This is a genomic window from Marinomonas sp. HM11-D, from assembly GCF_057626615.1.
On the sequence record NZ_JBMMKT010000005.1, the window covers coordinates 1 to 23486 of the forward strand.

At 46.8% G+C, this 23486-nt stretch carries 23 protein-coding genes and 1 riboswitch; of the genes, 12 read left to right on the forward strand and 11 right to left on the reverse strand.

All coding sequences use genetic code 11. From position 1 onward, the window contains the following. Window positions 1-204 precede the first annotated feature (204 nt). Window positions 205-756, forward strand: a complete 552-nt coding sequence (locus ACOSVP_RS08650; protein ID WP_487347098.1) for a DUF2058 domain-containing protein — start codon at window positions 205-207, stop codon at window positions 754-756. 50 nt (window positions 757-806) lie between these two features. Here ACOSVP_RS08650 and ACOSVP_RS08655 read toward each other — a convergent pair whose 3' ends face one another. Beyond that, complete coding sequence (locus ACOSVP_RS08655) at window positions 807-1640, reverse strand: polyphosphate kinase 2 family protein (protein ID WP_487347099.1); 834 nt, start codon at window positions 1638-1640, stop codon at window positions 807-809. Window positions 1641-1745: 105 nt separating this feature from the next. Next, window positions 1746-2483, reverse strand: coding sequence for a substrate-binding periplasmic protein (locus ACOSVP_RS08660; RefSeq protein WP_487347100.1), 738 nt, complete (start codon window positions 2481-2483; stop codon window positions 1746-1748). A 199-nt stretch (window positions 2484-2682) separates the two neighbouring features. On the opposite strand from ACOSVP_RS08660, the gene ACOSVP_RS08665 reads away from it, so the two are divergent. Further along, the gene (locus tag ACOSVP_RS08665) at window positions 2683-3333 is read left to right on the forward strand and encodes a glutathione S-transferase (RefSeq protein WP_487347101.1); all 651 of its coding nucleotides are present in this window, start codon (window positions 2683-2685) and stop codon (window positions 3331-3333) included. 52 nt (window positions 3334-3385) lie between these two features. Here ACOSVP_RS08665 and ACOSVP_RS08670 read toward each other — a convergent pair whose 3' ends face one another. Genes ACOSVP_RS08670 through ACOSVP_RS08680 form a run of 3 tightly spaced genes read right to left on the reverse strand, consistent with a single transcriptional unit; the run spans window position 3386 to window position 5896 of the window. Beyond that, window positions 3386-4405 (reverse strand): DUF2955 domain-containing protein, encoded by a 1020-nt coding sequence (locus ACOSVP_RS08670; protein ID WP_487347102.1) that lies wholly within the window; start codon window positions 4403-4405, stop codon window positions 3386-3388. Next, complete coding sequence (locus ACOSVP_RS08675) at window positions 4395-5459, reverse strand: HlyD family secretion protein (protein WP_487347103.1); 1065 nt, start codon at window positions 5457-5459, stop codon at window positions 4395-4397. The genes ACOSVP_RS08670 and ACOSVP_RS08675 overlap by 11 nt, the downstream gene beginning before the upstream one ends. 2 nt (window positions 5460-5461) lie before the next feature. Further along, complete coding sequence (locus ACOSVP_RS08680; RefSeq protein WP_487347104.1) at window positions 5462-5896, reverse strand: MarR family transcriptional regulator; 435 nt, start codon at window positions 5894-5896, stop codon at window positions 5462-5464. Window positions 5897-6157: 261 nt separating this feature from the next. Between ACOSVP_RS08680 and ACOSVP_RS08685 the strand changes: the two genes are divergently transcribed. Further along, window positions 6158-8080 (forward strand): methyl-accepting chemotaxis protein, encoded by a 1923-nt coding sequence (locus tag ACOSVP_RS08685; protein ID WP_487347105.1) that lies wholly within the window; start codon window positions 6158-6160, stop codon window positions 8078-8080. A 64-nt stretch (window positions 8081-8144) separates the two neighbouring features. Here ACOSVP_RS08685 and ACOSVP_RS08690 read toward each other — a convergent pair whose 3' ends face one another. Together ACOSVP_RS08690 and ACOSVP_RS08695 are read right to left on the reverse strand one after the other, a co-directional pair. Further along, window positions 8145-9086 (reverse strand): nucleoside recognition domain-containing protein, encoded by a 942-nt coding sequence (locus ACOSVP_RS08690; protein WP_487347106.1) that lies wholly within the window; start codon window positions 9084-9086, stop codon window positions 8145-8147. A 24-nt stretch (window positions 9087-9110) separates the two neighbouring features. Then, entirely contained in the window at window positions 9111-10268 is a 1158-nt protein-coding gene (locus tag ACOSVP_RS08695; protein WP_487347107.1) for an MFS transporter, read from the reverse strand. Window positions 10269-10416: 148 nt separating this feature from the next. Here ACOSVP_RS08695 and ACOSVP_RS08700 point away from each other — a divergent pair, with 148 nt between their 5' ends. Next, window positions 10417-11049 (forward strand): phosphatase PAP2 family protein, encoded by a 633-nt coding sequence (locus ACOSVP_RS08700; RefSeq protein ID WP_487347108.1) that lies wholly within the window; start codon window positions 10417-10419, stop codon window positions 11047-11049. 10 nt (window positions 11050-11059) lie between these two features. Here ACOSVP_RS08700 and ACOSVP_RS08705 read toward each other — a convergent pair whose 3' ends face one another. After that, on the reverse strand, window positions 11060-12667 hold the full coding sequence (locus tag ACOSVP_RS08705; RefSeq protein ID WP_487347109.1) for a methyl-accepting chemotaxis protein: 1608 nt from the start codon (window positions 12665-12667) through the stop codon (window positions 11060-11062). A 212-nt stretch (window positions 12668-12879) separates the two neighbouring features. Between ACOSVP_RS08705 and ACOSVP_RS08710 the strand changes: the two genes are divergently transcribed. The 5 genes from ACOSVP_RS08710 to ACOSVP_RS08730 all read left to right on the forward strand — a co-directional run bounded on the left by ACOSVP_RS08710 (window position 12880) and on the right by ACOSVP_RS08730 (window position 16218). Further along, window positions 12880-13980 carry an AbrB family transcriptional regulator gene (locus ACOSVP_RS08710; protein WP_487347110.1) on the forward strand — a complete coding sequence of 367 codons (1101 nt, stop codon included), beginning with the start codon at window positions 12880-12882 and terminating at the stop codon, window positions 13978-13980. Then, window positions 13977-14477: a GNAT family N-acetyltransferase gene (locus ACOSVP_RS08715; RefSeq protein ID WP_487347111.1), complete on the forward strand. Its 501-nt coding sequence runs from the start codon at window positions 13977-13979 to the stop codon at window positions 14475-14477. The genes ACOSVP_RS08710 and ACOSVP_RS08715 overlap by 4 nt, the downstream gene beginning before the upstream one ends. Beyond that, window positions 14464-14847, forward strand: coding sequence for an MmcQ/YjbR family DNA-binding protein (locus tag ACOSVP_RS08720; RefSeq protein ID WP_487347112.1), 384 nt, complete (start codon window positions 14464-14466; stop codon window positions 14845-14847). The genes ACOSVP_RS08715 and ACOSVP_RS08720 overlap by 14 nt, the downstream gene beginning before the upstream one ends. Before the next feature lie 70 nt (window positions 14848-14917). Continuing rightward, window positions 14918-15499, forward strand: a complete 582-nt coding sequence (locus ACOSVP_RS08725) for an undecaprenyl-diphosphatase (RefSeq protein ID WP_487347113.1) — start codon at window positions 14918-14920, stop codon at window positions 15497-15499. Between the two features lie 11 nt (window positions 15500-15510). Then, window positions 15511-16218, forward strand: coding sequence for a phosphatase PAP2 family protein (locus ACOSVP_RS08730; RefSeq protein WP_487347114.1), 708 nt, complete (start codon window positions 15511-15513; stop codon window positions 16216-16218). A gap of 59 nt (window positions 16219-16277) precedes the next feature. Here ACOSVP_RS08730 and ACOSVP_RS08735 read toward each other — a convergent pair whose 3' ends face one another. Together ACOSVP_RS08735 and ACOSVP_RS08740 are read right to left on the reverse strand one after the other, a co-directional pair. Then, window positions 16278-16826 carry a glutathione peroxidase gene (locus ACOSVP_RS08735; protein ID WP_487347115.1) on the reverse strand — a complete coding sequence of 183 codons (549 nt, stop codon included), beginning with the start codon at window positions 16824-16826 and terminating at the stop codon, window positions 16278-16280. A gap of 228 nt (window positions 16827-17054) precedes the next feature. Further along, the gene (locus ACOSVP_RS08740; protein ID WP_487347116.1) at window positions 17055-18650 is read right to left on the reverse strand and encodes an isocitrate lyase; all 1596 of its coding nucleotides are present in this window, start codon (window positions 18648-18650) and stop codon (window positions 17055-17057) included. Between the two features lie 352 nt (window positions 18651-19002). Here ACOSVP_RS08740 and ACOSVP_RS08745 point away from each other — a divergent pair, with 352 nt between their 5' ends. Beyond that, window positions 19003-21177 (forward strand): malate synthase G, encoded by a 2175-nt coding sequence (locus ACOSVP_RS08745; RefSeq protein WP_487347117.1) that lies wholly within the window; start codon window positions 19003-19005, stop codon window positions 21175-21177. Between the two features lie 152 nt (window positions 21178-21329). Beyond that, window positions 21330-21938: a hypothetical protein gene (locus ACOSVP_RS08750; protein ID WP_487347118.1), complete on the forward strand. Its 609-nt coding sequence runs from the start codon at window positions 21330-21332 to the stop codon at window positions 21936-21938. Between the two features lie 54 nt (window positions 21939-21992). On the opposite strand, the gene ACOSVP_RS08755 is transcribed toward ACOSVP_RS08750, so the two are convergent. Further along, on the reverse strand, window positions 21993-22478 hold the full coding sequence (locus tag ACOSVP_RS08755) for a 6,7-dimethyl-8-ribityllumazine synthase (protein WP_055461594.1): 486 nt from the start codon (window positions 22476-22478) through the stop codon (window positions 21993-21995). Between the two features lie 98 nt (window positions 22479-22576). Continuing rightward, window positions 22577-22737: riboswitch (FMN riboswitch) on the reverse strand. A 211-nt stretch (window positions 22738-22948) separates the two neighbouring features. Here ACOSVP_RS08755 and ACOSVP_RS08760 point away from each other — a divergent pair. Beyond that, complete coding sequence (locus tag ACOSVP_RS08760; protein ID WP_487347119.1) at window positions 22949-23485, forward strand: PAS domain-containing protein; 537 nt, start codon at window positions 22949-22951, stop codon at window positions 23483-23485. Window position 23486 lies beyond the last annotated feature (1 nt).

Genomic DNA, 23486 nt, shown 5'->3' on the forward strand with positions numbered 1-23486 from the left:
AGCTCAAGCTGTCAGGGCTTTTTTACGTCTGAAGAAAAATTTGCAAGCTTAGCAAAGGGGTCAGATCCCTTAACAGATGGCAGTGCTTGGAAGCTGATGTACATACAGGGATCTGATCCCTGAGCTAAAAAAGGGCAGGGCATTACCCTTTAAAAACGCTATAATGCACGCAGTTTATTGATACGCGTTGATTAGAGGTTTTACATGGCTAAGTCCTTACAAGAACAGCTGTTAGGTGCTGGTATCGTCGATAAGAAAAAGGCGAATAAGATCAAAGCTGAGAAGCTGCAAACAAAGCAAAAGATGAAGAAGGGGCAGCTAGACAATTCTGCAGAAGAAGCCCGTCAGGCTGAGCTAAAGCGTCAGAAAGAAGAGAAAGTAGCACGCGATAAAGAGCTGAATCTTAAGCGCCAAGCGGAGATTGAGTACAAAGCCATTCTAGGGCAGATCCGTCAAATCATTATTCAAAACCGCGTTGCAAAAGAAGACGGTGAGATTGCCTACAACTTCACTGATGAGAAGAAAGTGAAGAAGCTGTATGTGTCAGAGAAGATGCATAAAGACTTATCAGAAGGACGTCTAGCGATTGCTAAGCTAGAAGGTCAATACGAGATCGTGCCAAAAGGTATTGCCGAGAAGGTACAAGAGAAAGAGCCGGACATGATTCTGGTATTGAATACCTCCTCTAAAACAGAGGATATCGATGAAGATGATCCGTATGCTGAATTCCAAATCCCTGATGATTTGATGTGGTAAGAAAACAAGAAGGGCCGATTTATTCGACCCTTTTTATTTCTATAATGTGTCTAGTCGTTTATTTCTATGCCCAGCTGTTTTCGAGCGGCTTTCACAACGGCTTCGTCCACTGGTGGTGGCGACAAATCCATTTCTTTAGATAAAGCCTCAATCACGGTATTTAACACTTCCACTCGGGCAAACCATTTCTTATTGCCTGGAATAATATGCCAAGGTGCTGAGATGGTTGAAGTGCGTTGGAACATTTCATCTGTAGCACCTTCGTAAAGCTCCCATTTGGCACGATTACGGATATCTTCCTCGGTTAGTTTCCACTGCTTAACAGGATTATTCAGGCGTTCTTCAAAACGTTTTAGCTGTTCATCCTTAGAGATATGCATAAAGATTTTAATGATGCGTACCCCATCGTCGGTCAGCATGCGCTCAAACTCGTTAATTTCTTGATAGGCACGCTGCCACTCATTAGGCGAAGCAAATTCTTCAATGCGTTCAACCAATACGCGCTCATACCAAGAGCGGTCAAAAATGGCGATAGAACCAGGTTTCGGCAGGCGTGTTTGAAAACGATAGAGGTAATGACGGCCTTGCTCATCTTTGGTTGGTGACGCAATAGGATGCACACGGTAACCACGTGGGTCTAGTTTTTCCGTAATACGACGGATAGCCCCACCTTTACCTGCTGCATCCCAGCCTTGGAACACAATGATCGCGCGCTTGCCTTGATGATAATAGGCTTGCTGTACCTGAAGCATTAGCTCTTGGGCTTTCTTCAGTTTCTTATGATATTGATCTTTATCTTTCAGCGAGTATTCGTCTGAAGCGGTATCGTAGTCACTAAGGCGAGGAGGAGTAGCGACTAAAGTGATGGTACTAGGAGAGAACATTCCATGCTCCGTATTCTTTGTCCGGAAATAAATAAGGCCCACAGGCAGCACCTGTGAGCCTTATTAGCATACTCTTTGCCTGCTCTATTGAACAGGTTAAGCATCTTACTGCTGGTTGAACTCAGCTAGGATTTGGTCGTAACGGCCAGAAGCTTGGATTGCGATCAAACCTTTGTTGAACGCGTCACGTAGTTCTTCTGCGTTTGGAATAGACTTAGAGATCAATAGGTATAGATCGTTTTCTTCAAGTGGTGGAAGAAGAATCTGTAGTTGAGAGCCATCAACGCCTTCTTTTTCAGCGGCTGCTTTTGCTACTGCTAGGCTGTCTGCGTAAAGGTCAACTTCGCCTGCATCCAGTGCTTTTACAGCATCTTTAACTTCTGGGTATTCTTTTAGGTTTGAGAATGGGAAGTTATCGAAAGACTCACCGATTACAGTCGCTTTGATTTTGGCGATCTTGTACTGATCAAGAGATTCGAATGAGTCATAGTTGTTTAGTGGGAAGTCTGGCTTTTTGATTAGACCCGCTAGTACTGTGTAGATTGGAATAGAGAAGTAGTACTCTTGCGCACGCTCTTCTGAGTAGTAACCACCTACGATGGCATCTTTTTCACCGCTTTTCACAGTGTCTAGAGCGTTTTGCCAAGCGGTGAATTCCATCGTCGTTTCGTAGCCTGATTGAGCTAGCGCTTCATCAACGATAGCCGTAATGAAACCACCACGCTCTAGACTGTCACCGTAGAATGGTGGCCAGTTCATGGTTGTTAAATCAACCGTCTGAGCTTGGATCGTTAGAGGCAGTGCAAACGCTAGAGCAGAAAAGAACTTAGTAAGCTTTTTCATTATGAATCCTTTTGTGATGTTAAACGCTTATAATATTTACGCATTCTATGAACATTGTTGCTTATTCAATAGACAGGGTGTCGCAAATGGGCAGTCATTAGTCGTATTGTTGGAAATGGCTCAAAAAGAGAATTACTTCATCGTAACCAGAGCTTTAATTATAATGTCCATCTTTTAGCTGATTGATCAGGAGAGAGCCTTGTCTGCTATTTTGTACAGTTTCCGCCGTTGTCCCTATGCAATTCGTGCGCGCTATGCGCTGGCGACATTAGAGTTAACTGTGCAATTGCGTGAGGTCGTCCTGAAAAATAAGCCTACCGCATTACTGAGCCTAGGCGGTCGTTCCACTGTGCCACAGCTTATCACGAGTGATAAACGCTACCCTGAAAGTCTTGATATCATCTTTTGGGCACTAAATCACTCACAAAATATCGAGATTGTTGATCAACTTTGGCCCGCTGAAGCTCGCCAACAAGCGAAAATTCGAGCATGGTTAGGATTTAATGATCATTGCTTTAAGCCTTGGCTAGACCGCTATAAATATGCGGATCGTCATCCCGAGCTGTCGGAAAGCTATTATCGGGAAAAGGGGGAGCGGTTTTTAAAGCGTTTAGATCTTCGCCTACAGCGTTCTCGTTATCTTCTGGGTGAGCAAATGACGATTGCCGATATTGGTGTGTTTCCCTTTATTCGCCAATTTGCAGGGGTGAATGCGAAGTGGTTTGAGCAGAGTGATTACCCGCACTTGAAATGTTGGCTGAATGATTTCTTAAACAGCGAGCGGTTTCAGCAAGTGATGACTAAATTTCCTGCCTGGGATGAATCCCAATCTGTTACCTATTTTCCATAGTAAAAAGGCCACATACGATGTGGCCTTTATCTCTTCACTAAAGGGGAGGTCGCTAAGCGTAGTTGCTGGTGACTTCAAACTTATTCAAAGCATAGTCAATTACGTAGGCCAGCATTAGCACTAAAAACATAGCTACTATTACTGAGCTAAAGCGATAAACGGCACTGTAAAAAATATCGTTATGGGGGGTCAGATACTGTCCATAAAGGATGCCGATGGTGGTTAAGGCGCCAAAGCCAATACCAGAACCTGAACGTTCTACTAAGTGGAAGTAAGCAGTAATCATCACCGTCATAAACAGTGAAATACACACCAAGAAGAAGTTTCCAATCAGGGTATACATCAGCACCTGCATCACCAATGCCAAGCCACAGCCATAGGCAACGCCCTTGGAGCGTTTCTTGGCGCTCGAGATGGAACCTTGGTAAGTCATAGGAAATAGAATCAGCATGGTCGCTACTTGTGCTGATAAGGAGTCACGCAAGTCAAACATTTGGAATACTGTAAAGGAGGCGGTTGCCAGTAACGCACCTAATATTGTTCGATGATTGACTTGAGCCGCTGTCGGTGGCGGTGGCGGACTGCCTTTGAAGGGCTCCAAATCTGGTAATAGCCAATAGAGTAAATATGCACTGGCTGCCGATAATAACGAAGCTAATACAGTAGCGACCACCATATCGGTCGCTTGTCCCGCATCATAGCTACCGAAGTTGAGTAAAGTGGACAAGGTGATTAGACCGGACGCCCACATTAAAAAGTAGCGTGTGGTCAGCATAAAGCGGAAGTGATAACCAAAGATAAACAGCACCACAAACCACATCGCCGTTGGGTAAGGTTTAAAGATCACCTGTAGCACCCACATCTCGGCGGCGCTGATAAACGCACCGACAATAAACTCGATGGCAAGGGTACGGTTAAAGGTAGGCACCATACCCAGAAGTAACATTGGGAATACCGTGAAAAACACGCCATAAGGCCAATCCATCAGCTTGCACACGGCAAAACCAATGGTGGTGCCGATGGCAATGCGCAGCAGGCGTCGTTTTTCGTTAGCCTGCATCTCAATAAACATAGTGCAATAAGCTCACAATGCGCATTTGAATATGACCGATAAAACGGAAAATCGAAGAATCCGTCGATTCCACCATCACGGTTGCTTTGGAGCCACTGACTAGCGACTCTGGTAATTCACCTTGTTGTTTGACATAAACACGAATGCGTTGCGCATCGCGCACCCAGCGATCACTGTCATCTGGAGTCGCTAGGACGCCATTGGCCATATTTTGGCCTTGAGCAATACCAAAGTCACGGCTGACTAATGCGCCCTCAAACAATTTACCAGGGAAGGCATCATAAACGATTAAAGCTGCAGTGCCTGGCTGAACATCGGTTATGCTCTTTTCACGGAAGTCTGCCGTAATACGGTCTTTACCTGTCACCACCAAAGACAACAGGGCTTGGCCGCTTTGCGTCACCATGCCGGGTACTAACTGCATGTTGGAAATAACACCATCCTGCGGCGCACGAATTTCGGTACGAGCCAAATCTAAACGAGCGTTATCCAGCGCATTACGAGCGTTGTTTACGTCGATATTGTTGTTTTCGTCTTCGCCCAATTCGATCAATATGGCACTTTTACGTGCTTCAATGGCTTTTAGGTTGGCACGACTGGCTTGCATCTGGGTCTGCGCTTGGTCGAGCTGTTGTTCACTGACTAGGTCTTGGCCGCGAAGTTTGGTTAAGCGATGGTATTCACGTTCACTTTCTTGTAGGGAAACCTTCGCTGAGGCGAGTTCTGCATCGGCTTCAGCAATATTCGCTTTCAGCGTGGCGTTGCTTTGGAAAGCTTGCTGCAGTGCCAACTCTGCCTGACGCTCAGCTAAACGGTAATCGGTATCTTCTATTTTGAATAGCAGATCCCCTTGTTTGACTTGTTGGTTATTGTGTACGGCAACTTCAACGACTTTGCCGGAAACCTGAGGCGCAATGCTTAACACAGGGCGCTGCACGGTTGAATAGCTGGTCATAGGAATGGTCATATCCGCAATGACTAGGTACGCGAAAATAACAAAAAACAGGATGATGGCGCGTTTCATCCAGCGATTAAAATGTACATCAGGAGTCATAGTTACTCTTTCGAACTCATTTGTTGGGCGTTAGAGATAATGGTGAGCAGCGCGTCATCGAGCAGTGCGCGTTGTTCGGTCGAGAGGCCAATTAGCAATTCAGAGCTTCCTTTTTCGGCAATGCTCTGCATGACATTGAGCTGTTGTTGCCCTTCTTCAGTGAACCATAAGGTTTTACAGCGAGCGTCATTCGGGGATTCGCGTCGCTCAATAAAACCTGATGCTTCCAGTTGATTTAGAGTTCTTATAAGAGAAGGTTGTTCGATACCAATATTGCTGGCTAGATCGCTTTGTGTGCAGCCTTGTCCCAAGCGATTTAAATGCATCAAGGCGATCCATTTTGATTGGGTAAAACCAATGTCCGACATATAGCGGTCAACAACATGACGCCAACTGTTTGCTGCACGGGTAAGGTTCCAGCCGATATTTTGATCCATGTGATTACTCAATTAATTAGCCTGCTAGGTATTTTAGAAAAAGCCTAGCAGGCTAATCAATTGCTCAGAGTGCGTTTTCGCAATATTTATCAAGTATGCATCAATCCGCCTAGATTATTTATTTCCGTATACTTATAAACGCTGACCAAACTCTGCAAAGCTTATACATACAATTACAGAGCTTCGCTTTATAGTTAAGCGAACGGTTGAGGGATCAACTGGTTAAATAACAAAGATATTAACCAAGATGGAGCTGGATCGATGAGCTTACAGAAAAAATTTATCGCTATTATGACTGGAATTATTACGCTTGCCGCTGTGGTGATGGTGCTAATTGCAGTTAATCAAACCAATACGCTTATTCGCGCAGAGGTTGAAAGAGATAAGAACCGTCTTAGTGAAGACATGCTGCGTTTGCTGGATGTCACAGACAGTTTAGTCTCGGCACAGGTACAAAGTAGCATGAAATTGTTGATGTTACGTGGCTTAGCGATTGGTGCGCCTTCGCAAGGTGAGCGGATCGTTGTTGGAGATAAAAGACCCCCCAACCTGTTACTAGGCGATCAAGCACAGGCCAATAATTATGATCTGGTAGATGATTTGACCAGCATTATGGGTGGGACGGCCACTTTATTTAGTCGTGATGGCGCAGATTATGTTCGTGTCAGTACCAATGTTATCAAAGACGGTAAACGTGCCACAGGGACCATTCTATCTCCTAGCGGAAAAGCTATTCAGGCTATTAACAAGGGGCAAGCCTATTTCGGTCAAGTCGACATTCTTGGCCGGCCTTATTTAACAGGCTACGCGCCGATTAAAAATGGTAACGAAACCATTGGCATCTGGTATGTAGGTTATTCCGCTGATTTGAAAGAGCTTGAACAAGTTATCAGCAAATCAAAAATCCTAGATAGCGGTTTTGTGGCATTGCGTGATAGCAAAGGCAATATTCGTATGTTTTCTTCTCATTCATCCGCAGAGCAAATCAATAGCGTGGTTTCAGGAGCGGAAACGAATTGGGTTTATACCGTCGTACCTTATGAAAAGTGGGGCTATGATCTAGTGCTGGCTTATAACCAAGATGAGGTCAGTGACATTGCCGCGGGGCGTGCACTGCAAGCGGCCTTGGTTGTGATTATCAGCGGCTTGATTCTAATTGTAGTCATTAGCTTACTGGTGAAATTCCTAGTGGGTGAGCCGTTACGCCGTTATGTGGAAGCGATTAATAACATCGCGCGCGGTGAGGGCGATTTAACCACCCGTTTTGACGCTAAGACAAATGACGAACTTGGCCTTATGGCAAAAGGTTTTAATACTCTGCTGGATCGTATACAGAAAACGATTCGTGACGCAAAGTTGGCCTCACAGCAATTATCCGACTCTTCAAGAGTGTTGGCGGATACCTCGACACGATCTACACGTGCTGTTGCGGCTCAAGCGGATGATATCGACCAGGTCTCTACGGCGACTCATCAAATGAGTATTGCGGCGGAGGACGTCTCACAAAATGCGGCGGCTGCAGAGCAACAGGCCTTGAGTGCCAATGATAAAGTCCATGAAGCCAATCACACCTTGTCCAGCACCATTCACAGTATTGAGCAGCAAGCCACTTCGATTGAAACCTCTAGTAAGGTCGTGCAGGAGCTGATCAATGCCAGTGAAGACATTAGCAAAGTCTTGGAAGTGATTAGTGATATCGCCGAACAGACCAACTTACTGGCATTGAATGCGGCGATTGAAGCGGCGCGAGCGGGTGAACAAGGCCGAGGCTTTGCCGTAGTAGCCGATGAAGTGCGCTCTTTAGCAAGCCGCACCCAAGCGTCTACGGAAGAAATTCGCACCATGATTGAGCGCTTACAACGTGGTGGCCGTGAAGCCTCTGTGCAAATGGAACATAACCAGCGTGGTGCATTGGCAAGTGTGGAAAGTGCCAAACAAGCTGGCCAGATGCTGAGCGCGGTACTGGAGTCTGTGGCGCAGATTTCTGAATTTAACACTCAGATTGCCAGTGCAGCGAATCAGCAGCGTCAGGTATCGAATGAATTGAGCCAGAACATAGAATCGATTAAACATTCCGGCGAGGAGAGTATTAGTTACTCGAATGAGACCATGCGCTCTTGTGAAGAAGTGAGTCGCTTAACGGCTGAACTTAATCAAAGATTGGGCCGCTATCGCGTCGAATAAAAAGTGTTCTTTAAAAGCCACAAAGCGCCGCATATGGGCGCTTTGTTTTTTCAAGGGGGAGCTATTAATAGAACACGGCAATATGAATGATGCCGCGCACGATAATGCCAATCAGACAGCCATAACAGGCATAGCGCGCCACATCAGCCACCCGTTTGCCGGTGGCGGCAAACAGGGCAACGCCTGCCACATCAAATGGGTTGGTGGCAAAACCTGCCATCATATTCATCTCGCGTACGCTGATCACGCCTTGCTGCACTAGATCAAACATAATCCCCATATACGCCGTACCACCTGCAATGTATTTGGTCACCAAAGGTAAGACGGCAGTTTCAGGCAAATGAATCAGGGCTAACACGGGACCGAGTACGGAGGTGAGTAGGTCTATGACGTGCAGGGCTTCTAACACGTTCACTAGAAATAGCGCCAGAATCAGCATAGGGATCATATTGAGTGCGATCTTCATGCCTTCCATGCCACCTTCAGACAAGATTTGCATCACTGTCTTGCTTTGTTTTTCCTCTGCTTGGGCAATGGTGTCGGGTTCGACGCTCATTTCGTCTGACAAGTTTTTGGTCATCAGGTAATAGGTAAACGCGGCCGATAGCAGGCCACCGATTAAGGAGCTGATTAAGAGCACAGGCAGGTTGAGGCCCAGTGCCAGCATGGGAAAAGTGGCATTGCCCTGCGACATGGTAAAGATCATTGCCAGGGTGGCAGCAATATGGCGCTTGTTAAAACGCTTAGTGTCCATAATAGACAAAGACGCCATCGGTGCGGCAAAACTCACAAAAGTAAGCTTTAACGCGGCAAATACACCAAGCCCAGGAATGCCAAATATTTGCGAAACAGGCGCGACCTTGTTACATAGCCAAGTGAGCACGCCTTTGGCATCGAGTAATTTCATGAAGGCTAACATGATGACCATAATGGGCAGCAAGATATACAACGCCATGTCTAAGCCGGACTTACCAGCATCGAGCATCATGGAGACCAATTGTTCCATTGTTAGCCTTCCTAAACTATGAAATTAAGCGCCTTTAGCGACCAGTTTACGATTAATACCCAATAAGATTAACGCTGCAAGGGATAAGATTGCTGCCGATGCGGGGATCCATTGGTAGCCTAAGCCAACGGTAATGACCGCTCCACCTAATGCTGCGCCAAGGGCATTGCCTAGATTAAACGCGCCGATATTAATGGAAGAGGCTAGACCAGGCGCTTTGTCAGCAATGGTCATGACCTTCATCTGTAGTGGTGGCCCAATCATAAAGTTCACCACACCCCACAAGAAAATCGTGATGCCAGCCGTCATAAGATTAACCGTGACAAAGCTAAACGCAGCCAAAATAATCACTTGTCCCACGAGGGAAACCGTCAAAGACAAATCCGGTGATTTATCAGCCAGTTTACCGCTGACGTAGTTGCCGATAGTAAAGCCAATCCCTGCGATCATCAGCAGGTAAGCAATGTAGCCATCGGCTACTTGGGCAAGAGTCTGCATAATCGGTGTGACATAAGTGTACAGGGTAAACATAGAGCCGGCGCACAATACGGTCGTTAGGAAAGTACGTAGGGCTGCGGGTTGCATAATCGCTTGCAACTCTTGTTTCACATTCGGTCGATTAGGCTTCTCCATGACCGGTAGCGTACGCAGCAGGCCAATCATGGCGACTAAGCCAAGTGCTGAAGTGGCGGCAAACGCCATTCGCCAATGAATACTTTGACCAAGCCAAGTAGCAATAGGTACGCCAATGATATTGGCAATGGTTAAGCCTAAAAACATGGATGCTACGGCGGAGCCCTGTTTGCCAACTGGGGCGAGTTTCATGGCTACTAGGGCACCGATACCGAAAAAGGCACCGTGTGACATACTGGTCACCACGCGAGAAATCAGCAGCGTGGTGTAATCCACGGCAATGGCAGACAGCAGGTTACCAGCAAAGAATACCGCCATCAGCGCGATCAATGAGGCCTTGTGACTGAAACGGGTCATATAGAGTGTTACCAGTGGTGCGCCAAACATCACACCGACGGCGTAGGCACTGATCAATAGCCCTGCGGTAGGGATAGAAACTTCAACACCTTCAGCGATAGTGGGCAATAACCCCATTGGAAAGAATTCGGTGGTGCCGATTCCGAAGGCACCTAGCGCTAGGGCAAAAACACCCCATTGATATGCTTGCATGGCAAATCCCTTGATGAAAATGATATTGAGAAGCTTTTTCTACAGCGTCAAAAGAAGGTGGAAACTACGCGTAAACACCCACTTTTACAATCTAGGCAGGTATATTTACTTATTATTGCAATAGTTGTGCTAAGGGATGGAGAGCATTTTGAGAATTCGTATTACTTACTTAATGTTATTAGGCGCCTTAGCTGTGATTACCTGGCTAGCGCTGGGGCCTACCACAGTGTTTGATCGTGCGGGATTATTGTGGTTTCGAGAGGATTCGTTAGCGCTAGCAGGGCCCGAGTGGTTAGCTGTGATTGTAAGAGATGTCACCGCTTTGGGCAGTAATTGGGTGCTACTGTACGGCATGGCTATCTTAACGGTTGCGCTAATGCTCGGGCGACGTTTTTCCGACGCTGGACAAATGACGCTGATGACTTTGGGTGGTGTCGTGCTGAGTATGGGGGCGAAGTATGTGTTTGAGCGTTCACGTCCAGAGCTGGTGCCACATTTGATTGAGGTTTATACACCAAGTTTCCCTTCGGGACATGCCACCATGTCGATGGTCTGCTTTTTAGGTAGCGCCTTGATCATTTCAAGAGATTGGTCGTCAATTAGTGCCCGCCGATTCTTAATAGCCAGCGCTGTTTTTAGCGCCTTATTGGTTGGTATCAGTCGAATCATGCTTGGCGTACATTGGCCAACGGATGTGATCGCAGGGTGGTTATTGGGAATGCTGTGGGTGTTATTGGTCAATCAATACTGCACACATCGCCGTAGCGATGTGGCAGCATAAGGATGGGAACTTAAGATTTAAATTGATTGATGGTGCTATCGAGTGATAGTGAAATTTTGGCAATCTCTTCACTCTGAATCAGGGTTTTATGAGAGCCCGCACCCGTTTGTTCCGAGATGGCGCTAATCGCATGAATGTTGTTGTTAATTTCATTGACCACGGCGCTTTGCTCGGAAGCAGCAGCGGCAATCATGGTATTCATTTCACGGATTTGCTCCACACTGACGGCAATATCTTCTAAGGCATGGGCCGCTTTATTGGCGTCATCAACACTGTCGTTTGCTTGAGCCTTACTGCTTTCCATAGCACTGACCGCTTCTTTGGAAATGCTTGATAAGCTTTCAATGATGTTGCGAATTTCTTCGGTAGACAGTTGCGTACGACTGGCCAGGCTACGCACTTCATCGGCTACCACGGCAAAGCCACGACCCTGTTCGCCTGCGCGGGCTGCTTCAATCGCAGCGTTCAGTGCTAGTAGATTGGTTTGCTCTGCGATGTCGCTGATTTCTTGTGACACGCGACCGATGCCTTGCGCACCTTCGGCCAGTTTCTTCACCACATCGGTGGCTGATTCCACTTTTTGAGCTAACTCAGAGTTGGTTTGAGCCACATGCAACACCATGTTTTTACCATCATCAGCAAGATGTTTGGTATCACTGGCCGCGACTTCCGCATTGGCCGCATTTTGCGCCACTTCTTCTGCCGCATTGGAAAGCTCTTGGATTGATTGAGCTAGTAATACGCTTTCGTTTTTCTGTTTATCGACGCCTTCACTGGTTTCACGGGTTACAGAAGCTAGTTGATCCGCGGAAGCACTAAGGTTGTCCATGGTTTTGGTGAGGCTATGAATGGTCGGTTGGAAACGATCCAACATGTTGTTGGTAGCTTCACCCACTTTGCGGAATTCATCGTTGGCGCCTAACTGGATACGTGGACGTAGATCCGCATTTTCACCAATCACAGACATGGTATCTTTCAAGCGGTTCAACGGCTGGATCAGTACTTTAAGCATGATGAAGTAAATCACCACAAGGCCTAGTAAGATCGCAATAAAATTAATAGTAGAGTTTTTTAGGATGGCGCTTTCTATGTCTTGGTCTCGTGCTGCCATGGAATAGGTAATGCGCGCAGCTCCCAAAATAGTACCTTCGGCAACAGGGTGACAGGTTAAGCAGTTGGTGCCGTGTCGATCAGTGCTGGCTGCAAACGGTAGCAATAAGGTGATATGGCGATCGCCATCGACAGTGTCAACATTGATGATGGTTTCACCAGCTAGGGCGCGACGATCTAACTCGTCTTGAGGCTTTTCATGCTCAAGGCCTGGACCGTAAATATTGCTAACCGCGTCACCGCGTAGCATGCGCACTCCGGCAATGCCTTCACGTTGAGAAATTTTATCGCGTAGCATTTCTCGGCTGGCCATGGCACCGGTAAACATTAGCGCGTTCATACTGTCCATGTAGCCGTTGGCAATGTCGACCAGCTGATGCTGCGTCAAATCCAAGAGTTGGTCTTTTTGTTGATGGGAGGAATACAAGTTAAGTGCGGCAATAATAAAAATCAGGATGCCAGCCATCGGCAATAAAATTTTCCAACGAACGGAGATGTACTGATGCATAGACAGCTTGCCTCTTAACCTGTGAAGAATGTGTAAAAACTTACAATCTCACCCAGTGTATTGCTTCTAATCAAATTAATATATTGATCCAGCTCTAGGTTTTTGTTTTTTCTAATGTAGAGATCTCTGGATTTGAAATCTCTTTTGTTATGAAGTCCTTCTTAGTCGCTGGTGGTAAGATGTTTGAGAATGGATTTCATAAAAGATAAGCGATGTCTGGTTCTCAAAACGATTCACCCATAGCGTTCAATTCTGCCCACAAAGCTTCCAATAGACCCAAACATTGGTGTCTATTGCTACTGCTTTCCGGCCTGTTTGTAACAGGACTTGAGTTGGCTCATGCGCCTGCGGCCTTTCTTTTAGGCCCCATGCTAGCGGCCATCATTTTAGTCGTCTCAGATCATCCTATGACACTGCATACATTGCCTTTTCGTCTAGCGCAAGTGATCGTAGGTCTGATGATGGCCTCTCACTTACCTTTGTCGACCTTTGCTGATATGGCTCAGCAGTGGCATGTGTTTTTATTTGGCACCACCATGACGATTTTGGCATCAGGTGTCGTTGGCGTGGTGCTGACTAAATCCGGTTTGTTGCCGGGTACCACGGCAATTTGGGGGACCTCTCCTGGTGCGGCGGGCGTGATGACCATTATGAGTGAGTCCTATGGTGCTGATATGCGCTTGGTTGCTGTGATGCAATACACTCGCGTGGCGTTTTGTGCCTTGGCTGCTATGTTGACGGCGAGTTTACTGGTGGACACTGGCGCGTTGCAAAGTAGCTCGGTACATTGGTTTGTTTCTAATTGGCAGGATTTCGTGGCCACCTTAGGATTAATCCTGTTGTCACTTTTACTGTCGAGTAAAGCACGTATCTCGGGTGGTTTTTTGCTGCTCCCCATGTTTATTGGTTTTGTGCTGCAATCGTTTAATCTCGTGGTAATTGAGTTGCCTGAGTCATTATTAATGATTGCTTTTGCCGTCATGGGGTGGGGAATCGGATTTCGATTTACACCCGCTGTGGTACGACATGCCCTACAGGTATTTCCATTTATTTTATTATCGATCTTCTTTTTGCTGTTAATGAATGCCCTTGTTGCTTGGCTGCTGGTTGTCTGGATAGACATCGATTTCTTATCGGCCTTCTTAGGGACCAGCCCAGGTGGCGCAGACTCAGTTGCGATTATTGCGGCCAATATTCCTGTGGATACCGGGTTTGTTATGACCATGCAGGTATCACGCTTCCTATTAGTGATGATTGTGGGGCCCTTATTAGCGAAATGGCTCTCCACAAAATTAGAAAGGCAAAGCGCATGATTCGAGAAATTAGGTTAACCGATTGGCCGCACATTATGTCGATCCAGTCACAGGTGTATCATGATGTCACACCGGAACCTTTAGAGGTGATGCAAGGCAAATGGCAGCGCTCATCAAAGTTATGTTTTGTCTATTGCTCAGACTCCAATCCTGAGCGTATCGGTGGTTACCTATTGGCTCATACTTGGGCGGGGGAAGCACTGCCTGAACTAGGCGTTGCATTAGCTAAAAATGTACCGGAGCAGTATGTCTTTCTGCACGACTTAGCCATTTCCCCTGAGTGTCAGGGGCAGGGTGTGGGGCCGAAATTAGCCAAACATTTACTTGCTCGAGCAGATCAGCTTGGCTGGCTAGAATTTCGCTTAGTGTCTGTTCAGGGCAGTGTGCCATTTTGGCAACGGCTTGGTTTTAAGTCGTTGCCGCGAACGGTCGCTGCCTGTTACGGTGAGGACGCGGCGGTGATGTTTAAAACGGAACAAGTGTATGAATCTGTATGATGAACTAATTCACTATATTGCTAGCAAACCTGAAGCCATAGCCGAGTATCCATTTGGCCCGGACGCTCTGGTTTATAAGGTGTGTGGCAAAATGTTTGCGTTGGTCACTGAAGCTGAAGGCGTCAAACGCATTAACTTGAAATGTGATCCTAACCATGCCTTAGAGCTGCGCAGTATTTTTGACGCGGTTAAGCCTGGTTATCATATGAATAAGAAACACTGGAACAGCGTATTTTTAGATGGCTCACTACCACTGGGTGAGCTGTGTCGTATGGTCGATCATTCCTATGCCATGGTGTTAAAAGGATTGACCAAACAACAACGTTCAGCACTTGAATTAGGTTACCCCCTTAAAACCCTCTATGGTTAACCAAATCACATAATCTTCTCCTAAGGTTTACGCGATAGATTGTGCTACAAATTTAAGTTGTAGCGGTCTTATGGAACCTTTAAATCAGAGTCTCTTTCTGCTCATCAATGCCAGCCATCAACCTAATGTTGCTGTGTTAGGTCTGACCAAATTCTTGGCACAAGTACCGGTTTATTTCGCACTCCTTTGCCTAGTGTTACTGTGGCTAAAGGACTCTTTGAGTAAATCGCTGGTGCTGAATACGGTCTATGTGACCAGTTTTGCACTCTTAGTGAACTTTATTATTTCATTAATCTGGCCCCATAACCGACCTTTTGTGGATCATCTGGGGATGACCTTTATTCGTCATGTTCCGGATTCCTCTTTTCCTAGTGATCATGTGACTTTTTTGGCTTGCATCGCTTTTTGTTTATACCTAAATAAGCATTCCCGATGTTTAGGGGCTTGCTTACTTGGATTGTCTGCTGCAACAGCTTGGGCACGGGTGTTTTCAGGGGTGCATTATCCATTTGACGTACTTGCCGCGTACGCTTTATCCGCGCTGTGGAGTGTCCTGTTTATGCATTACTGCGCGCATCGCGTACAAGGCTTTAATAATCTGCTGATTCAAAAATTCCGTGCTGTGTCGCAGCGTATTTTCCACTTTCATTAAGAGTAAAACGTATGCCGTATCAGTTTTCAAAATCGTTTTATATTAAGCAGTGCTGGCTACTAGGTTTAACAGGCTTGGTATTTTTACTGATTTCTCGTAATCAAGCGTTAGATATCTACCTTAGCGATATGTGGTTCAGTCCACAAAGCCAAAGCTTTCCTTTGATTGATAACTACTGGTTAGCGGTGGTGAACCATGTCTATGTGAAAAATGCGATCATCGCTTTTTCGCTAGGTATTATGTTAGTAGGGGTGATTAAACGTCGTTATGATTGGTTGATCATTGCCCTGATTATGATGGCTGGACCTTTAGTCGTCAGTACGTTGAAGTCAGTCAGTACTCATTCCTGTCCTTGGGATTTGGTACGTTATGGTGGCGATGGCTTTGAGTATCCTTTGCTTGGGCCTGTGTCGGATGTGGCTGGCAAGGGCGGCTGTTTCCCTGGCGGACATGCATCGGGTGGTTTTGCGCTACTTGGGTTGCTGTTTATTGTCTATCCCTACTCGAAAAAGTGGGCAACGATGGTGGCGCTGTTGGCTTTGTGCCTAGGTTTACTGATGGGCTTTGGTCAAGTGATGCGAGGCGCGCACTTTTTCAGCCATAACCTATGGTCGGCTTGGTGGGTATGGTTTACGCAATTAGGTTTGTATTTTGTCTATTCTAAACTTGTGGTAATACTTAGAAGTAAGCGATCACTTACATTGAGTCGCTCTATTTGAATCATTTGGCCGAGACAGAATCTTTTTAATAGGCTGTCTCGGCCAAGCGATCTGCTCAATTAACCGTTTGCGAGCGCAACGCGAATGGTATTAACTAGGTTAATGTCATCAAGTGGTGTATGCGGGGAGAATCGTCCTAGCACTTGGCCGGAGCGGCTGATGACAAACTTTTCAAAGTTCCAAACCACTTCGGGTTCTGGTGTTGGTTCAATGTTGTAACCGCGTAGGTTTTCTTCCATTTCGGCGCGATGCACTGCAATCGGCGCTTCTTCCGTTAAGAATTGGTATAACGGATGCTTGTTTTCACCCGTGACGACAATTTTGCTGAACATAGGAAAGGTCACATGGTACTTCTCTTCGCAGAACGCTTTAATTTCAGCTTCGGTACCAGGCTCTTGGCCAGCAAAGTCATTGGCAGGGAAGCCTAGGATTTCAAATCCTAGATCTTTAGTGTGTTCGTATAAGGACTGCAAACCTTCGTATTGAGGTGTCAAACCACATTTAGACGCTACGTTAACGATTAGCAGAACTTTGTCACAGAAAGGCTCCAGGGTCATCTCGTTGCCATCGATGTCCTTCACCCTAATATCATAGATATCCGTCATCATTTTACCCCTCAATATTCTTTAATAAACTTGGTGGTTTATTTTCTTAATTAGTTCCCTCGATCATTTTGTCGTATTAATAATGAACAATCCATGACAGCACTAACGTTCAGTGTAATGGGGATTGGTTGGGCGTCAAATGAGGTAGCAAAAAAATGGGCCACCGAAGTGGCCCAACGCGGGGGGAATAGATCACTCTTGTGGAGTATAGATCAGCCGCATTTAAAAGGATTACGCGAACTGGTTCATGGTGTTGTCGTGGCCTGAGGCTTTCAGTGCCGCGTCACCAGAGAAGTACTCTTTGTGATCGTCGCCCATATCAGAGCCTGCCATGTTTTGGTGTTTCACACAGGCGATTTTCTGGCGAATCTCTTCACGCTGTACATTCTTCACGTAGCCCAGCATACCTTCTGAACCAAAGTACTCTTTCGCCAAGTTATCCGTAGACAGCGCTGCGGTGTGGTAGGTTGGCAAGGTAATCAAATGGTGGAAGATACCCGCTTCTCGAGCCGCATCGGCTTGGAAATTACGGATACGTTGATCCGCTTCTTGAGCCAATTCACTGCTGTCGTACTCGACACTCATCAGCTGAGCACGATCGTAGGCAGATAGATCTCGACCCTGATCTTGCCAAGCATCGAATACTTGCTGACGGAAGTTTAGCGTCCAGTTGAAAGACGGTGAGTTGTTGTACACCAGCTTAGCATTAGGCACAGCTTCGCGAATGCGATCCACCATACCTTTGATCTGACCAACGTGTGGTTTTTCCGTCTCGATCCACAGTAGATCGGCACCGTTTTGCAAAGAGGTAATACAATCCAGTACCACGCGGTCTTCGCCTGAGCCTTTACGGAATTGGAACAGGTTACTTGGTAAGCGTTTTGGTCGAACCAGTTTGCCATCACGAATCATCAGTACATCGCTTTCATTGGCGGTGCACATGTCCACTTCTTCAACATCTAGGAAGGCGTTGTATTGGGCACCTAAGTCACCTGGTGTGGTAGATACCGCGATCTGTTTGGTTAGACCTGCGCCCAAAGAATCGGTACGGGCAACGATGACACCGTCATCCACTCCTAACTCAAGGAAGGCGTAACGTACGGCGCGAATCTTGGCTAAAAAGTCCTCGTGTGGCACGGTTACTTTGCCATCTTGGTGACCACATTGTTTTTCATCAGACACTTGGTTTTCAATCTGGATACAGCAAGCACCGGCTTCGATCATCTTTTTCGCCAGTAGGTAAGTGGCTTCTTCGTTACCAAAGCCTGCGTCAATGTCGGCAATAATTGGCACGATATGAGTTTGGTATTCTTCAATCTGTTTTTGAATCGCCGCCGCTTTGACTTCATCGCCGGCCTCACGAGCAGTATCCATCTCGCGGAATAAACCACCCATTTCACGGGCATCCGCTTGGCGCAAGAAGGTGTACAGCTCTTCAATTAAGGCTGGTACAGAGGTTTTCTCATGCATAGATTGGTCTGGCAGTGGGCCAAACTCAGAGCGCAGCGCGGCGATCATCCAGCCTGATAGGTATAAGTAGCGACGGTCAGTAGAATTAAAATGCTTTTTAATCGAGATCATTTTTTGCTGACCGATAAAACCGTGCCAGCAACCTAGAGATTGTGTGTACTGACTTGGGTCGCGGTCGTAGCGTTCCATATCAGCACGCATGATCTTAGCGGTGTAACGGGCAATGTCTAAGCCTGTTTTGAAGCGGTTTTGAGCACGCATACGGGCCGCGTATTCAGGATTAATGGCTGCCCAAGGTGTGCCATGTTGAGCGATTAGGGTAGCTGTTGCGTCGATATCGTTTTTGTAATGTGACATTGCAGATTCCTCTTTCATGGTTTGGTCGCTTCACCGCTTGTTTGCAGGTGGTGCAGTTCTTGATCACCATTTCAGTCTGCGATGCTTTTTGTGATTTATCTAATCTATATTGGTTATCGTGATCATATTTTTTGTGAATGTGATTTTTCTGTGAAAACTGGCCATAGTGAAGTCTCAAACGCTTTTTATGGACTTATGAAAGTGAATTACCAAATGGTAAGGCGATTTCAGAATTCATTTATTCATATTTATTTTTATAATCATTCATAAAATAAATATGTGTGGTTGGGCGATTAAAAGCGGCAACAATAAATAAACTGGCCGATAAGCCAGTCTTTGGAAGGAAAGAGCTATGACAGAACGAATTCAGCAAGGCGGTCTACAGATCGCATCCAGCCTTTTTCATTTGGTTAACGAGCAGATTGCGCCGGGCACTGGCATGGATCCGCTGGTGTTCTGGCAACGCTTTGAAGAAATCGTCACGGATTTAGCGCCTAAAAATGCCGCCTTGCTGGCCAAGCGGGATGAAATTCAACAACAGATTGATGACTATCATCGTGCGCGCTCCGGTCAACCGCAGGATATGCAAGCCTACCAGCATTTCTTAAGCGAAATTGGTTACCTGCTACCTGAAGGGCCAGATTTCAAAGTGACCACCCAAAATGTCGATGCGGAAATTGCCTTGCAAGCCGGGCCTCAGTTGGTGGTACCAGTTAAGAATGCGCGCTTTGCCTTAAATGCCGCCAACGCTCGCTGGGGCAGTTTATACGATGCTTTATACGGTACTGATGCGATTCCAGAAGAAGAGGGTGCTGAGCGCAGTGGTGGCTACAACCCAGTGCGTGGCAATCGAGTGATTGCCTTCGGTCGTCAGCTTTTAGATCAAGCGGCGCCGTTAGTAGAGGGCTCACATGCCCAAGCGTTGCAGTATCAGATCGTTGACGGTGAACTGGCCGTGACCATGAAAAATGGCGATGTGGTACAGCTGCAAAACACTGAAAAATGTGTCGGCTATCAAGGTAAGCCGGATGCGCCAACGGCGATTTTGCTGAAAAACAACGAGCTGCATTTAGAGATTCAAATTGAAGCAGCGGGCTTTATCGGCCAATACGATCAGGCTGGCGTGCAAGATATTCTGGTAGAGGCGGCGGTTTCCACCATTATGGATTGTGAAGACTCGATCGCTGCCGTGGATGCAGAGGACAAAGTCGAGGTATACCGCAATTGGTTGGGGTTAATGCAAGGCACCTTGCAAGAGTCCTTTGACAAAGGCGGCAAAACCATCACCCGCGCCATGAACCCAGACCGAGTGTACCTTGATAAATCTGGCAATAGCTTCTCACTGCATGGTCGTAGTTTGCTGTTTATTCGCAATGTGGGCCACTTGATGACCAATCCTGCGATCTTGGATGCCAATGGCAAGGAAGTTCCGGAAGGCATTATGGATGGCATGATTACCGTCTTGGCGGCAATGCACGATTTACAGGGTAATACAGAGCGCAAAAACAGCCGTGCTGGTAGCGTAAATATTGTAAAACCTAAAATGCATGGTCCAGAAGAAGTGGCCTTTACCGTAGAGCTGTTCGAGCGTATTGAGCAAGCTCTAGGCCTTGATCGTAATACCATCAAGGTCGGCATTATGGATGAAGAACGTCGCACAACGGTGAACTTAAAAGAGTGTATTCGCCAAGCCCAAGAGCGTGTGGTGTTTATCAATACCGGCTTCTTGGATCGTACCGGAGATGAGATTCATACCTCGATGCTCGCGGGCCCATTTGTGCCCAAAACTGCCATGAAGCAAGAAGCGTGGATTAAGGCCTACGAAGACTGGAACGTGGATATTGGTATCGAATGTGGACTTCCAGGCAAAGCGCAAATCGGTAAAGGCATGTGGGCCATGCCCGATGAAATGGCCGCTATGCTCGAGCAGAAAATTGGTCATCCTTTAGCGGGGGCAAGCACCGCTTGGGTACCGTCACCAAATGGCGCTACCTTGCATGCGACGCATTACCACACGGTCAATGTACGTGAGCGTCAGGCGCAATTAGCTCAGCGTAAGCGTGCTAGCCTTGAGGATATTTTGACGATTCCTGTTTTGGAAGATCCGACCAGTCTGAGTGACGAGCAGATCCAATTTGAATTGGATAACAATGCACAGGGGATTTTGGGCTATGTGGTGCGCTGGATTGACCAAGGTGTTGGCTGTTCTAAAGTACCGGACATTAACAACATCGGCTTGATGGAAGACCGCGCCACCTTGCGTATTTCTTCGCAGCATTTGGCCAATTGGCTAGAGCACGGTATTTGCAGCGCTGAACAGGTGATGGCGTCATTGAAACGCATGGCGGCAGTAGTGGATCAACAAAACGCAAACGATCCTGCTTATATTGCTATGGCGCCAAGTTTTGACGGGGTGGCGTTTAAAGCCGCTTGTGATTTGGTGTTCAAAGGTAAAGAACAGCCTAATGGTTACACTGAGCCCTTGCTTCATGCCCGTCGATTAGAGTTTAAAGCCTTACCACGTTAATTAGCTCGAAGGACGGTAAAGCCCTGCTTGTGCCAGATCAGACAAGCAGGGCTTTTTTATTTGTTTCATGGTAAAAATCTCCCTACTCTATAGCAAACCAGTCGCTCAGGAAGAGCGGGATTTTTAAAGGGAAGACGAAGAGAGAGACGATCATGAAGCAAATATTGGGAATGTTAGGACTGACGTTGTGTGCTTCCATGGCCAGTGCAGCCACCAACACGGTTGAGAATGAAGTGGGCACTCTATTGCTAGAAGGCAGTGCCGGTGTCGATTACACACAATTTGGCGTGGGCATTGGTATTAAGCCGGAGAATAATCGTCCAGGTTTTGGCGGGTTATACTACGAGCAAGTCGAGCTCGATCATGGCATCGGTACCGATATTAAACTGCTGGGCTTTCGTGGTTTCAGTGTCGAAGGCACCTCGGCAGATCCGCGTGGCGCGGACATCACCATGGGCATCAGTCAAACCGAGCATGGCGACTACAAGCGTACTGGCTTGAGTGCTAAGGCGACCTTATTTATGCCCTTGGCGGAACGTATGACTTGGTTTATCGGCGGTGATCTGCGCCCGACCTTTTTATCGGTGGATTGGGACAATGAAGTGCTGACCGAGTTGGCTCTGAAAGTCGGTGTGGATTGGCATGTCATGAAGAACATTGGTCTCTATGGCCACTATTTTCACGACAGTATTATCACCGATGATTTTGATGAGCAGCGCTTGGGTAGTGGTTTTGTCGCGGGCATGAACTTAGTTTGGTAAACGACCACAGAATGCAAAAAGGCAGCCGAGGCTGCCTTTTTAAACGTTGGCTGATTAGCTTTTCGCTAGTTCAGTCAGCAACATAGTACGGTTTGCTGCTTCCGCTAGCTCTTGGCCTTTCTTCACAAAGTGGCGCTTGAAGTAGCTAGAGTGCTCATCGTGCTCATGGAAGTTGTGTGGTGTTAGTACCGCTGTTAGTACTGGCACTTCTGTTTCAAGTTGTACTTGCATTAGGCCATTACACACCGCTTGAGCTACGAAATCGTGACGGTAAATACCACCGTCAACCACTAGACCACTGGCCGCAATGGCGTGGTAGTTACCCGTTTTCGCCAAAAGTTTAGCTTGTAGCGGGATTTCGTAAGCACCTGGTACAGCGATCAACTCAAGGTTGTCTTCGCTGTAACCGTGCGACAGCATCACTTCTTTAAAGCCTTCCCAGCACTGTAGAACGATGTCACTGTGCCAAGACGCGTGAAGAAATGCTACACGTTTAGTTGTTGGATTGAATGTTTGAGAATTCGTTGAGCTCTGATTCATAAGGTTGTATTCCACAAAAAAATGCTGAATCAGGGCGAACGGGAGGCAAGCCAAACCGCTTTGAAGAGTTCAAAGTCTGTATAGAAGTATCTTGTCTACGCCGTCCTCTATCATCCGGACTATAACCGTCGGCTCTGGAATCACACCAGATCTGCTGACCTTTCTCTTCCCCTCAATAGGTCATCAAGAAAGCGCTCGCGGGCTTTGAGAAACTCTCATTACCGCCGGTGGGGAATTACACCCCGCCCCGAGAACGAAGTCGCCTAAGCGACGGCGTTACTGTATTAGCAATAGGGCCTACCTGTCAAAGATAAAAAGGTCAAAAACTTGTACAAAAACGAACATAAAGTTACCAATAATAATCTGCCCTTATAGCACCTGTTGATCTAGGACACCTGTTTGATTTTTTAGAGGGGTACACTCGGCGCAACGAAATCGTTTCCTCTTAGGCAATTTAAGGATGTAAGACAATGGGTGCCGACCAAACGAAAAATTTGGAAAAAGAAGTAACGCTCAAGGACGACGATTTAATAGTTAGTAAAACGGACAAGAAAGGAAAGATCACCTACGCCAATCGCAGTTTTATGCAGATCTCCGGCTATTCCGAACAAATGTTGCTTGGTGAACCTCATAATTTAATTCGACATTCGGATATGCCGCGCGGTGCCTTTCGACTGATGTGGAAGATGTTGCAAGAAGGTGAGGAGTTTTTTGCCTTTGTTAAAAACCGCTGCTTAGACGGCAGTTATTACTGGGTGTTTGCCAACGTCACAGTCGACTTAGACGAACATGGTGAAGCTCAAGGCTATTTCTCGGTACGTCGTAAGCCTCCCCGTTCGGCGTTACCAACCTGCGAAGAGTTGTACCGAAAAATGCGCGATATTGAAGCGCGCCACCCTGGCAATGATGGTGTCAATCGCTCCATGACCTGGCTGCTAGAGCAGGTAGAAGCGTTAGCGCCCTCGTTTAATGAAGCCATGATTGCCTTGTATCAGCAGGGGAAATAGT